A 14,001-nucleotide genomic window follows, 5' to 3' on the forward strand; every position below is an offset into this window, starting at 1 on the left:
GGCTATGAAGGTCCGCTCCCGACCCAAAACCAGACCTTCACATCACCAATATAGGTCATCGAAAGTCGACCATGAACCAGACATCAGTCAAAGCGTGACTGCCGTGTCCCACGCTCGCAACATTACCTCTGCGAAATTATTGGCCCGCACAGCCCTTCGCAGATCATCGCCCGCGAGTGGCACGATCAAGAGCTCTTCGCGGCTCCCCCGAAGCATTTCCTTCGTCACCGTTTCCGCGAAACCATTCCATGAGATTAGAAAACCAAGCGTCGTTCTTTGACTACGGTTTTCCAATTTGGCGCGGAATACTACGAACTCGTTTTTGCCACACTTTCCCGACCAATTCTTACATTCCGCTAGAATAATCGCGCCCTCCCGCCTAAGGCGGGGTTCATCACTGCCATTCACGATCGAGATGTCGATCTCTTCGGTCTCTGTCAAAATGCGCTGTGTCACCGCCATGCCCGGCACTGTCTCGAACAACCGACTACATAGCTCCTCAAGTGATCGACCTTTGGCTTGAGTGGTCGATGCATTCTCGACAGCATCTACGAGGGCGTCCAAGCTATCAGTCCCCCATCCTGAGAGACGTGCAGCGATTTCAGCAATACGCTTACCTACCTCGTCAGCGGCACCTTGCGCAGCTTCTTCGACTTGGTCCGCAATTTTGCGCACGGCCTTGTAAGCCGCTCCGAGGTTGGTCTCCGATGTCGACACTTCAAAACGCAGAGCGACGTAAGCGCCGTCGTCATCCTGGTAAGTGACTTCGACATCACCACACGCTTTCTGTCGAGCCTCAACAGCTCTACGTACAAGATCGAGGTATTGTTCAAGCCCAATCGGAGAATACCAATACTTCCGCGTCCAGGTATGGTCGGCTTCTCCGACCAGCTTACCACCTCGCCGATAGATGGTCCCATTCCAGGCGAGATTGTGCACATTTCCCGCAACGGAACCGATTTGGAAACCACAACCGTCGCGAATATCGATCAAATCGAGCCTTGAGAGCACTGAGGCAGGTAAGACAACCGGCTCTTCCTCGTCCGCCGAACGCAGCATGTCTCGTGCTTCTAGTACATTCATTGTCCGCCCTTACCTGGATATCGCGATGGCTTGCCTCCGTTGTTGTCACACCTTCAATGGCGAAAACGGCCAGCGCGGCCAATCTATTAAAGAGAAAAACTGTTTGCTTGGGTGAATGGCTCCGCTGTGAATCTGGCGCGACCCGGTCGCCCCATCCTCATTGCTGCGAAAATGTAGACGTCTATCCAGTCCAGCGCTTCTGCAGTTGCCAGCCCACAGTCACCTGCGGTCTTGCCCGGAAATCCCGTGCCGGACAGTGTGCCCTCATGAACGAGATCATTGCGCATATCGCGGAAATCGTGCGGCACTTGCGGCAACGCAAAGCGGCTTGCTGCATAAGCTAGCCGTTGTGCGTAGTTTCCGACTGGCTGCCCAAGCGGTCCCCCGACAGTTTTGGCGGTAATAGCGATAATCTCAAGAATTGTTGTCGTGCTGAGTACGAGGTCCTCGATCGACCAGAAGGCGAGTGCATCCAGAAAGTGGTGGGATATAAGGCGTATTTTCTCAATCGGGTCGACGGCCGGGTATCCTAAGACAAATGCCTCAAGATTCTGTTTGAACATCGCAGTATCAATGGATGATTGAAAACCTAATCCCATCGCGCGAGGTCGAGGGAAGTGAGGGCCTACCTGAATGAAGCTAACCTCTGAAGACGGTAGGCTTCGTGACGGTGCTACGCTCATCGCCGTCAGGAAGCTTGCTCCGAGACAGAGCGGTATCAACTCATCGCTGGCTGCATCGATCGCAGTTGAGCGGCTCCCCGAATATGAGCCGCTGATATTTATCGAATACGTTTCAGCGCATTGACCGTTGCCAATCGCCGCCTTGCATTCCTCATATCTTGGTTCCTTGCGAAGGGTCCAAACACCGACTGATGTGGTTATCTCGAGAACGTCCGGTTCTCCCGGGATGAGGAGGTTGGTCAACCGATGACCGATGAAATAGTCTCCCTGAGTCAAGTCATGCTCCGTGCGCGATCGAAAGATCTTACTCTTCCAGTATCGGAGAAATTTTTCGCTACCAAGGTCAATCAGCAAAATCTTGTAACAGGTTGTCGGTACTTAGGCGAGTAAGTTTCGTTTCGCGCCTAAGTGACTGTCCCGCCGAAAACTATCTTTCGCCACTCCGCTCGCGAACAGCGGGTGAGGTGATTGGCAATCGCAACCGTCGACGGCGATAGAGGGGTGCGTTGCTGCCGAACCTCGGTGACAAGGTAAAGGGCAGCTTTCCCGGCATAACCTGCTAAACTTTCCAGTCCACTGACCACCCCAACTCGGACAAACCCAACCCGGTCCTGAATGACCGCTTCGGGCCGACAGGCGACTTCAGAGAACCATCCGCCCAGACTAATTCTGCGCCATCGAACCGTCGGTTCGCCCTAGCTTATGGCAATGATGTTGGAAAAAAGGATGGCGATCCGTCAGGGCTGACCTTCTGGGAATTTCAACTGCAGTTTGCGCAGGCAAAGTCCTGTCGCTCATTAGCGGGCAAGCCATTGAAAGGTCTTGGAAGACGACAAGAGAGCGAGCATCGGTTGTGCTGAGGGTATCTCGTAGAATGGGACAGCCCGTCAAATTTATCCCGACGGGCTGGTTTGGATCGTGATTTAGCTTGGAAACTTCGCTCGGGTCGGAACCCTTACGCTCACTTCGCGAACGCCGCCGCTCCGGCTTTGGCGACCGCCTCGTCCTGGTCCTTGTTGCCACCGCTCACGCCGATAGCACCGACGACCTTGCCGTCAATCTTGAGCGGAATACCACCCTGCATGACGATATACCCCGACGACAGCAATGCCGCCCGGCCGCCGTTCGCGGCGTTTTCCAGATTACCCGTGCTTTGCCAAAATGCGGCGGCCGTCTCGGCCTTGCCTTGTGCAATCTTGGCGCTCGCCGGGAACGCACCATCCATGCGTTCGGCGGCGACGAGCGCTCCCGAATTATCGACCACGAAGATGCTCGAAGGCGGCCCCTTTTTCGCTTCCGCCTCCGCGGCGGAAATCACCTTGCGCGCCGTGGCAGCATCGAGCTCGACTGCCGATTGAGCTTGAGCCTGCACCGCCAAGGTCGCGACCAGGCCGAGTGCACCCACGATAATGGCGGCACTACGTTTGGACTGAGCTGTCGGGAAAAGGTTGCCCGCGTATGTTTTCATCGGAAACTCCATTTTCATTGCGAGGCGTGAAACGCCTCCAAGGCGCGCCACCCTAGTTTCTCGGAGTGGCGCGTTCTTGTAATTTCGGGTCATGGCTAGAAGCGCTGTGCGAGAAGACGGCCAGGTTCATGCGACGGCGTCAGATCCATCCACTATGCGCCCTGGGCTGCCGCCTGAGGCAGGTCTTGTTGTTCTTCGATCGACAGCGGTATCACGATCTCGAAGATCGCACCGCCTTCGTCGTGGTTGCGCGCCGTCAGCGAGCCGCCGTGGGCTTCCACGATCGTCTTACAGATCGCAAGCCCGATACCCATGCCCTCGTTTTTTGTCGTAAAGAACGGACTGAAGAGTTTCGCAAGGTTTTCCGGCGCGATCCCGGTGCCATGATCGCGGACTTGCAGCCTGACCATATCCGGTTCCACGGCGGCCATCGATATGATGAGGTCGCGCTGTTCGATGGGCGTCCCTCCCATGGCATGTAGGCCGTTCGTAACGAGATTTGCGATTACCTGCTGCATCTCGACCCTGTCGGCCAGAACAACCGGGTCGTCGATGGAAAAGTCGGTCGTCACGCGGGTCGAAGCGGTGATCAGTTCTCGGTCCAGCAGCCCGAGTACGTCTGTGACGATATTTCTGAGGTCGACGCTCTCGAGCCTCCTCTTGGTGCCGCGAACCTGTTCTCGGGTGCGCTGAATGATTTCGCTGGCTCGCATGCTGTGTTTGATCGCGCGTTCCGCGGCCGTCGAGGCCGCCTTGATATCCGGCGGGTTAGCCTGAAGCCAGCGCATGCAGGCCTGGGCGCTCATAACGACAGCGCCGATCGGTTGGTTCACCTCGTGGGCGATCGAGGCGGAGATCGCGCCCACCGTCGCGACCCTTCCAACCCTAGCGAGTTCGCCCTGCGCCGCCATGAGAGCTTCCTTGGCCTGCTCGCGCTGCGTCACGTCGATCATCGCGCACGCGACGCGGTCGAAGGCGTCCTTGTCATCCGGGAAGGCGATCACAAAGATGACGATGACCTCGTTGCCCGGGCTGCGCAGAAGTCGCGCCTCCATCTCCACGCGGTCGTCTCCGGAGCACATGCCGAGTATGATCGCCTCGACCAACTCACTATGTGGCGGAAGGAAGCGGTCTATCGAACCGAGAACCTCACGCTCGGTCTCCCGGCCGAGTAGCAGTACGGTAGCGTCATTGACGTCGACGAACCTCACGAGTCTCGAACACTGGTCCACGAATTCCGGCGTGGCATCGAGATACGCGCGCAACTGCGCCTGAGGGTAGGTCCGCACCGCCTCCAGCCGCTTCCACAGCATGGAAAGATCGACCTCGCAGAGCGAAACGTGGTTCTGCGCAAAGATCGAACGGTATCTTATTTCGCTCTGAGCCAGTGCTCCCAGCGCCTTTCGTCTCGCGCTCGCGTCGAAGGCGATGAGGCTTAAACCGCCAGTGATGGCGAGATAGAACCCGACGGCGACAAGTCCGCTGTACTGGGAGAGGGCCTGAGAGACCACGGGCGTCAATGCCCCGCCGATGATGCCGCCGATGTTGAACGCGACCGACGTCCCGGAATAGCGGACCCGGGTCGGGAACAGGCCTGGCAGCCAAGCGCCGAGCGGTCCGTTCACGAAGCCCATCACCCAGAGAGAGAAAGCCAGATAGAGGAAAATGACCACCAGCGATCCGCTTCCCAGCATCGGGGCGAGCACGACGCCTGAGAGAATAGTGCCGGCGCATCCGAAAATCAGGATGCGCTCGGGATCGATCCGGTCGGAAAGCCAGCTCGCCACCACGATGCCAGCAGCCATGAATAGGATCGCGCCCAGCTCCACCATCAGGAACGACGATCGTGTGTAGCCGAGCACCGATGTCCCGTATCCGAGGGCGAATGCCGTGACGACGTAATAAAGCGAGAAGCATGCTACGACGCCGAACGCGCCCGATATCACCTGGTCCATATGCAGGCGGAAAATGTCGAGCAGGGGTACGCGGGAAGGCTTCGACTTGCTGATCGCGGCGTGGAAGTCGCGGGTTTCGACGAGGTTGAAGCGGATCCAGATGCCCATCCACACCAGCGGCGCGCTTAGGAGGAACGGCACTCGCCATCCCCAGTCAGCGAATTGTTCGGGCGACAACGTCAGTGTCAGGGCGAGGAAAAGGCTGTTGGCCAATATGAACCCGATCGGCGCGCCGAGCGGCGCGAACATCGCGTATCGAGCTCGCCAACCCTTGGGCGCGTTTTCGAGCGCCAGAAGTGCCGCCCCCGTCCATTCGCCGCCGAGCGCCAATCCCTGGCCAAACCTCAGCAGGCACAGGAGAGCCGGAGCGAGCCAGCCAGCGACGGCGTAGGTGGGCAGCAGTCCGATTGCCGCTGTGGATGCCCCCATGAGGAACAACGACGCCACCAAGGTGGCCTTGCGCCCTACCCGATCGCCGAAGTGCCCGAAAACCGCGCCTCCTAGTGGTCGAGCTATGAAGGCGATCCCGAAGCTGGCGTAGGCTCCAATCAACTCCATCGAGGACACGGATGCTGGAAAGAAGAGCGGTCCGAACACCAGGCTCGCGGCTGTCGCGTAGATATAGAAATCGTAGAATTCGACAGAGGTGCCGACCAAACTCGACATGAGAATCCGGAACGTCATACCGCTCGGCATCGGTTCCTCGCCGACGTAAGGAGTATCGGACTGAGCTCTGACGTTCATAGATGCGGATCCCGGGATTTCTTTATATTTCGGCCCTCCCAAACCTACCGAACTTTACAATAATGGCGGGTGGCCAGAACCTATCCTTATGGCTAGGTCGAGGTTTGCCCTCGCGCGTAGTAACTATTTCCCGGTACAGGTGCGCAGGCTCCATTGTGAAGTCGATGGATTGCGCCGCTTCCAATCGACTAATTTGAGGTCTTCGCCGATGTCGGCTGCAATAGGTAATCGGGCGCATGACGCCTCTGCTGCCAAAGCCGATACGCCGCTTGTGGTCGTCGTGGACGACGACGACGGAATGCGCGATGGCCTGATGGACGTCCTGCGTTCGGTCGGCATCGATTCACTCGGGTTTTCCTCGACGACGGAACTGCTCGCGGAGCCCCTGCCCGATCGCCCCGGTTGCCTGATCCTCGACGTTCGACTGCCCGGCCTGAGCGGTCTTGACCTGCAGACGAAGCTGAACGGCATGGGCAACAAGTTGCCGATCGTGTTCATGACCGGATATGCCGACGTCCCGATGAGCGTGCGGGCAATGAAGGCGGGAGCGACGGACTTCCTGACCAAACCGTTCAGGGACCAAGAAATGCTCGACGCGGTTTCCGTCGCCATCGAGCGCGACAGGTCGCGGCGTCTCGAGCTCACTGCCGCCAATGAAGCGGTCAAGGCAGCCTCGTCACTGACCCCCCGCGAACATGAAGTGATGGAGGCTGTTGTTAAAGGCCTCCTCAACAAGCAAGTGGCCCATCTCCTCGACATTTCGGAAGTGACCGTGAAAATCCATCGCGGCAACGTCATGCGGAAGATGAACGTCACATCGCTTGCCGACCTGGTTCGCAAGGCCGAAATCCTCAAGTCGCTGGCCTGATTTCGTCAATCGAGGGCGTCAACTCCAGAGTCCCCGCGACTTCGCGCGCGAACGCCGCCAACCCATACAATCGTATTATTACAAATTCCCGCCAGTCCATCTAACTAGATGTCAAAGCCCGTATGTCGGGCAAAAGGAAACATCAGGTGTCTGGCGACAAAAAATCCGTTGCGATCGTCGACGACGACGAGGCGCTTCTCGAGGCCACTTCAGGCTTCCTCGAGTCCATGGGCTATGACGCCCTTCCCTTTAGCTCTGGGCGATCGTTTCTCGCCTACGACCATATCGACCTTGTCGCTCTGCTGTTGACCGACATCAACATGCCCGAGATGACCGGGTTGGAACTGCTTGATATCGTGAAGAAGCGCTGGCCGGAAATGCCGATCATAATGATGACGGCCCTCAAGGACGAAGTCATTCGGCGGCGTGCGATCGCTGGCGGCGCAAAGGAGCTTCTTCAGAAGCCGATCCTAGCCGACGACCTGATCAGGTGCATCGAAGAAGTCTGAGCTGGTGAGTTGCTCGGCGAGACGAGATTTCTCGTTCACTCCTTGGGAATGACGCCGATCTGCTGAAGGAAAGTCAGATTGTCCTCCAAATGCCAGTTGTCGGTGATGCGCCCCTCGCGGACCCTGAGGATATCCGTTGCGATGAAGTCGACGCTCTCACCGTTGCCTGTCCTGCCCATGAATTCGCCCGTGAAATGCCCCGTGAACCGAAGGTGTGAAACCACACGGTCTCCCACGAAAAGTCGCTGCACGACTTCCGCGCGGAGGTCGGGTACCGCGGCAAGAAACGCCTTCGAAGCGATCGCGGGACCAGTAGGTCCCTGCGGTCGGCCTGCGGGGAGAGTGTGATCGATGAAGTAGTTTGATATCGCGGCGTCGAGTAGCGCCTGGCTCCCGTTGTTCCAGAAACCATAGAAATTGTCGGCGGCAGTTGCGCTTTCCGCGAAAAGCTTTCGGTCCGCCCCTCTTTCGAAGATGGTCTCGCGCGGCTGCGCGATCTGAACTGCGACCTTGTCATCTACTTGAGCGGCACTCGCGATGGAGACGCTCACGAGGAAAAGGGTGACCGAAATAAAAGCGTTGCGCATGCGATACTATCCAGACGAGCTTGGCTATCGAACTATTATCGCCATCATGGGCTTTCGCTCCCTTGGAATCTTGTAAAAAGCAGTACCGGCGACCATCCAGGGAACAGGCAAAGGCCGACGGAAATCTCTCGTCGGCCTCGCGTAAAGTCATCATTTGGACGAACAGGCGCTCAGATGGCTGGCTTGAGATGCAACTGCGTTATCCCGACGGACACATCAAGCCCTTCTCGTCCGTTGACGGCGACCGGCTGCAGGGAAAACGTGCCGTGGGTGCCACCCGTAAGGATTGTCGCGCCGCCGCCAACACCGACAGCTGCCGCCGCTTCCACACCGCGGTAGGTGCCCTCCAGATTGAAGGTCTGCTGCCTGCTGACCGCGGTGACGGCCCAGACCATTTTCACTTTGTCTACTTCGCCGATATCGAGCCCGAAATTGTCGATAAGTCCTGTGTAACGCACCGATGCTCCCTGCTCCGAGGGGAGGAAAACGCAAGCGGCGTTCTGCTTCGAACCGAGCACTGCTCCTTCGGAACGTGAAAGTTCGCATTCCAGCCGGCCGGCGACGAAATGTTCGGAAGCCGCAAAGGCGGGTTGGAGAGATGTCGCGGTAAGCGAGACGATTAGGAACGTGAAACGCATGGTAGGTCCTTTCTATCCAGTCGATTGGTCTTGAATTTTTGTTGTGGTCCCGTTTGGCGGACCACGGACGTGACGGTCCGCTGAGCGGAAGCTGTCACTGACGATGAAAGGATGTCAGCCTTGAGCTTTGTCGGCTTGTCGATTCCAGTTCAACGTGCCCCATTGATCAATTGAAGCGAGCTGAGTTCGCTTCCCCACGAGTTGTCGAGGAGCGACCCGCTTCCGACGTGTGGTTCACAGATCGGGAAGGGCGACGCCAGTAGTTCGGCGTGGTGCCAAAGACCTTTCGAAAGGTCTTGCAGAGGTGGGCCTGGTCGGCCATCCCGCAATCCAGGGCGATCTCGCTGAGAGCCGTGTCGGTTTCGATGATGAGCTCCTTTGCCAGCTCCATGCGGCGGCGAAGGACATAGTTGTAGGGGCTCTCCTTGTAGGCCGACTTGAAGACCCTCGAGAAATAGGTCTTGCTGAGCTTGGTCAGGGCGGCCAGTTCCTCGACCTTGATCGTCTCCGTCAGGTGCTCTTCGATGAACTGCATGATCTTGCGGCGCTGCCACGGCAGAAGAAGGTCACGCTGCACGACCTCCGACGACAGGTCCGGAAGAATGACCGGAGCATGGATGGCCGCGGGGACGGCGGCCGAGAGATCGATATCCGAGACGATTGCCAGCGATGCGGCTGCGATGATCTTGTGGTCCTTGGTGGGGGCGTTGGCGTTCATCGGTGCTCTCCGTGTTTTGAAATTCGATGAGCAGATGTTGCCTTCCCGAGGGTCCGAAATCTGTCCGGACCACCGTGTGTCGGGACCATACCTTCTGGTTATGTCCTACAGGCCAAAGCGTGACCTCGATCTAAGATCCGCTGATAGTTTCGCGTTGGAGAGGCCGGAGGCGGTGGTGACGGTCCCGACGAATAGAGACCAGACGGAATCACTTGGAGCCATGATCGGCTGCCGGAATGTGCAAGAAAATTGCGATTGCTAGGCTTACGCCAGCAGGGTGCCAAGGGACCGGAGGGGTATAGCGATGGGCCAGAAAATGGCGTGCGATATTCGCCGTCAGGGGCTCACCCCGTATCGGGAGCTTCAACAAGCTCTTAGTGAGTTTCGGAGATGCGAGCTAGGAGAACGCCACCCGCTCCCCCATGCCAGCATTGCACAATACAGAATTGTGCGTTTGCCTCAGATGATATCTCTCAGCGTCTTGCTGGTTCACACGAGAGTTTTTGTTATGGATTGGGTCCCTATTACCTTTGTTACGTTCAAGGTCGTCGCTTTGGGCGTGGCCATGTTTTTCGCCATCAAATGGCACTATGATCAGGGGAAGACGGCGGACAGGCGAGCCTTTCTGCGAACCGGCGGCAAGCTGGCCGCAGTTTTCGTGCTAGCGGTACTCGGCATTGGGTTCTTCGCCTTCTTCCTGAGCAAGATGCTTGGCTTGGACTTGGGCTTCTGATTGACGCATCGTCGATGTCCCCGGTCCCGCATAGGTCCCTGTGGGAACGAGAACACCTCCATCGCATGCAGCCGAGCTCCGCAGGCATGGATTCTGCATCCGTAAACATGCAAGATCCGCTGCTAGCGCCGTCCTGCTCGCAATTTGACCGAGCGCAGCAGGCCGTCCTGAACGCTATCATTGGAGCATTGGCGGCGGGAATGCCCCAAAGATAGAAAAGGCTGACGGCGGTCGCTGCGTTGCCGCACGAGTAGGGTCGGTAGTGCTCTCCGCAATCCGGTGAATTTCGAATGAGGCGATGGGTGATCGTTGCTGATTCCGTTCAGAATCAACTACCCTGCCCGCATGACCAAATGCCCGATCTGTAAAAACAATGCCGATACAGGCCGCGAGCCGGGTGGCGACAGCATGCAGTTCGACTGCCCGCGCTGTGGGCATTACGAATTGTCAGGTACTGCCTCAGCTATGCTGGCCACTCGTATAGCCGACCGAAGGATTGCCGCCCGGCTGAGTCATGCGGTCAGACGTCGCGCGCGTGGGGCCGACTGGCCGAAAATCACGTCGTACGTCCTCGATGAATGGTGCGGCGAACCACTGCCTAAACCTCGACAGCAACGATCGTTACTTCTCAATTGGATGGCCGAAACCGCTCAAGACGATCGGTTCAAGTATATCGAAATTAACGACGACTTTATCGCTGGCGTGATCGGTGCGGTCGACGCAGACGGTGCCTCCGCAATAATCAAGGATGCGGAGGATGCTGGGTTCATCGACTATTTGCCGGAGGACCACTATGCCCTCACGGTCGCAGGATGGGAAATCCACGAGTTGGAGCAGGAAAGGGAGGAGGCGCGAGTGGCCAAGATTGGAGGACGAGTTTTCATCGGCCATGGTAGGTCTGATGTCTGGCGCGATCTAAAGGACTTCTTGCAGGACCGACTGAAACTCGAGTGGGATGAATTCAATCGCGAACCCGCTGCCGGTTTGGCCACTACGGAACGTTTGCAAGAAATGCTTGATGCCGCCAGCGTCGCCTTCCTTGTAATGACAGGCGAGGATGAGACTGCCCAAGGAACAATGACCGCGCGGTTGAACGTCGTACACGAAGCCGGACTCTTCCAAGGACGTCTCGGGTTCAAGAAGGCGATCATTCTGCTCGAAGAGGGCTGCGAGGAGTTCTCCAATATCGTCGGTCTCGGACAAATCAGGTTTCCGGCCGGGAAAATCAGTGCGAAGTTCGAGGAAATCAGGATGGTTCTCGAACGCGAAAAGATCATTTCGTAAGGTTGGTACAAAAGCTCGCAGAAAAGCACTCCAGGCCTACCGAGGCGGAGTAAGCCTATCATCGATGTTCGGGATACTATGGTCCGACAGGCGACGTGCAGGGCAATACGACGCGCGAAACTCACGATGGAAGACCGATCCCCTTGCTCTTCGGGACATGAATGGAGCCTGCGTCAGGTGCATTCCAGCCACGCGCTACCATCTCGTCATAACCAGAACGATACCCCATCATGGCGTTTTCAATTACCTTCCCGATGTCGTTGAAACCAGCAACGAAATCTGGATTGTTCGCAGCGGGCGTATCAACGTCCACCAAGGCGGCCATTCGCGCCAACCCCGCAGTATCCTGTTCGACAAATACGGTTTTACGCTTTTCGACCTCGTAAGGATGCATGCCGAGGGACTCCAAGGCCATGCCCGCAGCCTGCACCGAACCATCGAACATCTCGCGGACGATATGATCCGCCCCAGCGTCCACCAGCTTATAGTGATGAAGCCGATCATAGGCGCGGACGATGATCTGAATGCCGGGATTGCTACGCCTCGCGTGGGCCACGATTTCGGTGGCTCTCTCGGGGTCGTCGATGGCGACGATAAGCAGCGAAGCGTTGGCGAGCCCGGCCGATTCCAAGAGGTCTGGGCGACCAGCATCACCAAAGAACGACCTCACACCGAATTTTCGGACGTTGTCTACTACGTCCGCCCGGTAGTCCAGGACGACTGGCTTGTAGCCGTTCGCCAAGAGCATCCGGTTCACGATCTGCCCGAAGCGCCCGACGCCCGCCAGGATGATCGTGCCTCTTTCGGGCGTGTCGGCGTCTCTTTGGTGTCGTCCCCGCCTCTCAAGAATGACGACGATCCGATTGGATAGCGCGAAAAGCAGGGGAGTGAGCACCATGCTGAAGGTGACAATCAGCACGGATACCGAAGCGGTCGCAGGCGAGAGCAGTCCGCGGTCTTCGCCGATCGTCAATAGGACGAAACCGAATTCCCCGGCCTGCGCGAGTCCCAGAGTGAAGAGCCACCCGGCTGCCGCCCGGACGCGGAAAAACCAGGCCAGCGGTAGGAGAACCATCGCCTTGATCGCTATTAGGCCAAATGTGGCGGCGGCTACCGTCAACCAGTTCGCCAAGAGGATTTCCGGGTCGATCTTCGCGCCTATCGTCATGAAAAACAGTCCGAGCAGCAGGCCTTTGAATGGCTCAATGTCGTTCTGCAGCTCGTGTTTGAACTCGCTGTTCGCAAGGACGACGCCTCCCAAGAACGCACCGAGTGCGGGCGACAGGCCCACAGCGGACATCAATACGGTGATACCGACCACGACCAGAAGCGCGGCTGCGGTGAACACCTCGCGGAGGCCGAGGAGCGCGATGGTTCTGAAGACCGGTCGAGAAAGGAAGTGCGCCGCGGCCACAACCACACCGACGGCCGCGAGGGTGAGGATCGCCGACGCCCATCCGGGAAGGTCTGTCAGCAATGTGGCTCCGCCGTGCCCCGACGAAGTCCCATGTCCACCCGCGGCAATCAGCGGAATGCACGCGAGCATCGGGATGACCGCCAAATCCTGGAAAAGAAGCACGGAGAAGCTCGCCTGCCCTCCATCTGACCTTAGAAGACCCTTTTCTTCGAGGGTTTGGAGGACGATTGCCGTCGAGGACAAGGCGGCGACAAAGCCAAAAAGGAGGCTCTGCTGCCAGCTGAAACCCAGGACCACCCCGGCGGCAGTCACGGCAGCGATTGTCGCGACGACCTGAAGCCCGCCGAGGCCGATTAACTTGTCCCTGAGCCGCCAGACCATCTGGGGGTCTATTTCCAGTCCGATCAGGAACAGCATCATGACGATGCCGAATTCGGAAAACTGTTCCAGATATCCAGATCCAGCCACCGAAATTTGAAACACGGGGCCAATCAGGACACCTGCCGCTATACAGCCGACGACGGAGCCAAGCCCGATCCGCTGGGACACGATAACGGCGAGAACCGCAGCCGCAAGATAGCACAGAGCGTAGAATGCCAAGCCTTCCAATGGTCAGTCCCTCACCAGGTTAGTCAGATCGAAGCTGCCGAAAGTCGGCATGAGACGGACACCCGCCAAGTCAAGCCTTTCTTCGCGAAGGGCGGTCAGAAGACGAGGGTACGACTGGATATGATGCTGTGCCCTATCGTCATCGAGATGATTGGCGGAGTGCAGAACAAAGGGCGGAAGGTACTCCATGCCGCACAGGATCGCCGTTTGTTCGAGGGGGTATAGGAAGTGCTCGACGTCTCGTCGGTTGCCCCCATCTGCCGCGTAGTCCGACCTGCTTCCGCCAGTCGTGATGCATGCCAGCGCGCGCTTTCCCGCCAGCTTCTTACCCTGAGGGCCGTATGCAAAGCCGTATTCGAGAACCAAATCTTGCCACTGTTTGAGAAGAGCCGGCGTCGAGTACCAGAAAACGGGGAACTGGAAGACAATCACGTCGTGCTCGATAAGGCGGCGTTGTTCGCGGTCCACGTCGATGGAGAAACGGGGATACTCGGCGTAAAGGTCGACGAAGGTCACGCCTTCCACCGCTCTAGCTCTCGCCGCCATCGCCGTATTTATGCTCGACTTCCGCTGCGCCGGATGCGCGAACAGAACTAGAATTCGCATCGGAGTTTTTTCCCCATCATATCGTGTCGGGCGACCCGAAGTTGCTACGCGGCACCCGTGATGCCGACCTTATCTCCTACGCCCGACGCAAATTATTGC

Annotated in this window: 13 protein-coding genes; 4 read left to right on the forward strand and 9 right to left on the reverse strand. The window is 57.8% G+C overall.

Annotated features, from left to right (window positions below; all coding sequences use genetic code 11):
* Window positions 1-87: 87 nt before the first annotated feature.
* The 4 genes from MRBLMR1_RS29645 to MRBLMR1_RS29660 form a co-directional block, all read right to left on the reverse strand.
* Window positions 88-1,059 (reverse strand): hypothetical protein, encoded by a 972-nt coding sequence (locus tag MRBLMR1_RS29645; protein WP_500067174.1) that lies wholly within the window; start codon window positions 1,057-1,059, stop codon window positions 88-90.
* A 110-nt stretch (window positions 1,060-1,169) separates the two neighbouring features.
* Window positions 1,170-2,042, reverse strand: a complete 873-nt coding sequence (locus MRBLMR1_RS29650) for a hypothetical protein (RefSeq protein WP_500067175.1) — start codon at window positions 2,040-2,042, stop codon at window positions 1,170-1,172.
* Window positions 2,043-2,727: 685 nt separating this feature from the next.
* A complete protein-coding gene (locus MRBLMR1_RS29655; RefSeq protein WP_500067176.1) occupies window positions 2,728-3,234 on the reverse strand; it encodes a GlcG/HbpS family heme-binding protein in 507 nt (168 codons plus the stop codon).
* Window positions 3,235-3,386: 152 nt separating this feature from the next.
* Window positions 3,387-5,933 (reverse strand): MFS transporter, encoded by a 2,547-nt coding sequence (locus MRBLMR1_RS29660; protein WP_500067177.1) that lies wholly within the window; start codon window positions 5,931-5,933, stop codon window positions 3,387-3,389.
* Window positions 5,934-6,141: 208 nt separating this feature from the next.
* Between MRBLMR1_RS29660 and MRBLMR1_RS29665 the strand changes: the two genes are divergently transcribed.
* Entirely contained in the window at window positions 6,142-6,801 is a 660-nt protein-coding gene (locus MRBLMR1_RS29665; protein WP_500067178.1) for a response regulator transcription factor, read from the forward strand.
* 146 nt (window positions 6,802-6,947) lie between these two features.
* Complete coding sequence (locus tag MRBLMR1_RS29670; protein WP_500067179.1) at window positions 6,948-7,310, forward strand: response regulator; 363 nt, start codon at window positions 6,948-6,950, stop codon at window positions 7,308-7,310.
* A gap of 35 nt (window positions 7,311-7,345) precedes the next feature.
* Here MRBLMR1_RS29670 and MRBLMR1_RS29675 read toward each other — a convergent pair whose 3' ends face one another.
* The 3 genes from MRBLMR1_RS29675 to MRBLMR1_RS29685 form a co-directional block, all read right to left on the reverse strand.
* Window positions 7,346-7,897 (reverse strand): ester cyclase, encoded by a 552-nt coding sequence (locus MRBLMR1_RS29675; RefSeq protein ID WP_500067180.1) that lies wholly within the window; start codon window positions 7,895-7,897, stop codon window positions 7,346-7,348.
* 170 nt (window positions 7,898-8,067) lie between these two features.
* Complete coding sequence (locus MRBLMR1_RS29680) at window positions 8,068-8,535, reverse strand: DUF992 domain-containing protein (RefSeq protein WP_500067181.1); 468 nt, start codon at window positions 8,533-8,535, stop codon at window positions 8,068-8,070.
* Between the two features lie 166 nt (window positions 8,536-8,701).
* Complete coding sequence (locus tag MRBLMR1_RS29685; protein ID WP_500067182.1) at window positions 8,702-9,253, reverse strand: helix-turn-helix domain-containing protein; 552 nt, start codon at window positions 9,251-9,253, stop codon at window positions 8,702-8,704.
* A 304-nt stretch (window positions 9,254-9,557) separates the two neighbouring features.
* Here MRBLMR1_RS29685 and MRBLMR1_RS29690 point away from each other — a divergent pair, with 304 nt between their 5' ends.
* Window positions 9,558-9,986 carry a hypothetical protein gene (locus MRBLMR1_RS29690; protein WP_500067183.1) on the forward strand — a complete coding sequence of 143 codons (429 nt, stop codon included), beginning with the start codon at window positions 9,558-9,560 and terminating at the stop codon, window positions 9,984-9,986.
* 309 nt (window positions 9,987-10,295) lie between these two features.
* Window positions 10,296-11,270 (forward strand): TIR domain-containing protein, encoded by a 975-nt coding sequence (locus MRBLMR1_RS29695; protein WP_500067184.1) that lies wholly within the window; start codon window positions 10,296-10,298, stop codon window positions 11,268-11,270.
* Between the two features lie 121 nt (window positions 11,271-11,391).
* Here the strand turns inward: MRBLMR1_RS29695 and MRBLMR1_RS29700 are convergent, their stop codons facing one another.
* Both MRBLMR1_RS29700 and MRBLMR1_RS29705 read right to left on the reverse strand, forming a co-directional pair.
* Window positions 11,392-13,296, reverse strand: coding sequence for a cation:proton antiporter domain-containing protein (locus MRBLMR1_RS29700; protein WP_500067185.1), 1,905 nt, complete (start codon window positions 13,294-13,296; stop codon window positions 11,392-11,394).
* A 3-nt stretch (window positions 13,297-13,299) separates the two neighbouring features.
* Complete coding sequence (locus MRBLMR1_RS29705; protein WP_500067186.1) at window positions 13,300-13,902, reverse strand: NAD(P)H-dependent oxidoreductase; 603 nt, start codon at window positions 13,900-13,902, stop codon at window positions 13,300-13,302.
* Between the last annotated feature and the right edge of the window lie 99 nt (window positions 13,903-14,001).

Origin of the sequence: Neorhizobium sp. LMR1-1-1.1 (assembly GCF_040675795.1) — a bacterium.
Lineage (GTDB): Bacteria > Pseudomonadota > Alphaproteobacteria > Rhizobiales > Rhizobiaceae > Neorhizobium > Neorhizobium cellulosilyticum.

Coding starts and splice junctions, on each gene's coding strand:
- MRBLMR1_RS29645 (WP_500067174.1), bottom strand. CDS start 1,059: ATGCTGCGTTCGGCGGACGAGGAAGAGCCGGTTGTCTTACCTGCCTCA.
- MRBLMR1_RS29655 (WP_500067176.1), bottom strand. CDS start 3,234: ATGAAAACATACGCGGGCAACCTTTTCCCGACAGCTCAGTCCAAACGT.
- MRBLMR1_RS29660 (WP_500067177.1), bottom strand. CDS start 5,933: ATGAACGTCAGAGCTCAGTCCGATACTCCTTACGTCGGCGAGGAACCG.
- MRBLMR1_RS29665 (WP_500067178.1), top strand. CDS start 6,142: ATGTCGGCTGCAATAGGTAATCGGGCGCATGACGCCTCTGCTGCCAAA.
- MRBLMR1_RS29675 (WP_500067180.1), bottom strand. CDS start 7,897: ATGCGCAACGCTTTTATTTCGGTCACCCTTTTCCTCGTGAGCGTCTCC.
- MRBLMR1_RS29680 (WP_500067181.1), bottom strand. CDS start 8,535: ATGCGTTTCACGTTCCTAATCGTCTCGCTTACCGCGACATCTCTCCAA.
- MRBLMR1_RS29685 (WP_500067182.1), bottom strand. CDS start 9,253: ATGAACGCCAACGCCCCCACCAAGGACCACAAGATCATCGCAGCCGCA.
- MRBLMR1_RS29690 (WP_500067183.1), top strand. CDS start 9,558: ATGGGCCAGAAAATGGCGTGCGATATTCGCCGTCAGGGGCTCACCCCG.
- MRBLMR1_RS29705 (WP_500067186.1), bottom strand. CDS start 13,902: ATGCGAATTCTAGTTCTGTTCGCGCATCCGGCGCAGCGGAAGTCGAGC.